Raw genomic sequence first — 876 nt, 5'->3', positions numbered from 1 at the left:
CATCTCCCCACCAGATAATGTGTACGTTTCTCTATCTTTTATTTCAGATATGCCCGTGATTTTCATGGATTCGTCTACTCTAGAAACTATCTCCTCAGGGGCTAAGCAAAGGTTTTCAGGCCCAAAGGCAACTTCTTCTTCCACACCGTAGTTCATTACCTGTGTTTCAGGATTCTGAAGAACTATACCAACCTCAGATGAAAGCTTTGCAAGCGATGTTTCTGCTACATTTTTACCATAAACCTTAACGCTTCCTTCTAATTCACCATGAGTTATATGAGGTATTATTCCAGTGATACAATTCACAAGTGTTGATTTGCCCCCTCCAGATCGCCCAGTTATAAGTACGGTTTCGCCATCTTCTATAGTAAGATTCTCCACTTCAATAGAGGGCTCTTCGTTTCCTAAATAAGAAAATTTTAGGTTATTTATCTCGACCGCTTTCATTGGCCCACCGCTTTAACTATCCTTAGTGTGATAACTCCCCCAATAGCTCCTAATATTATTGCAGATGGAATGAATGCCAGGATACCAAAAATTATTGCCTGCCAGTCAACAACACCACCATACAGAAATGGAGCTACAAATCCACTATAGAAAAGAGGTTCTGGAACAGCCCAGAAAACTCCAATTGCCAGGCCTTCTATAGCCGCTAGATATACCCCCGGAATTTTCGAAAGGTAGTGCGATGAGGATGAATTTTTACTTGCATCAGTTTTACTTTTGTCCGCAGCAGATTTTCTTGGTGGCGATCTTATTCCAAAGAGATTCTTTCCTGCAATAGCTATGACTATATCCATCATCAGCCCATAAGTTAGCATCTCATACATGAAGTACATCGGTTCTCCACTGAAGCCATAGCTAATCAGATCACTT

1 protein-coding gene and 1 pseudogene are annotated in these 876 nt (G+C 40.9%); both read right to left on the bottom strand.

Annotation, left to right across the window (positions count from 1 at the left end; all coding sequences use genetic code 11):
- Positions 1-447: ABC transporter ATP-binding protein (locus AMDU4_RS05840; protein ID WP_021787059.1), on the bottom strand; the 447-nt coding region annotated here is incomplete at its 3' end.
- Positions 444-876 (bottom strand): annotated as a pseudogene (locus AMDU4_RS05835) (hypothetical protein); the annotation flags it as partial. The gene AMDU4_RS05840 and the pseudogene AMDU4_RS05835, both read right to left, overlap by 4 nt.

The organism is Ferroplasma sp. Type II (genome assembly GCF_000496155.1).
The sequence above is the reverse complement of the archived record's forward strand: the minus strand, read 5'-3'. Positions and strand labels throughout refer to the sequence as shown.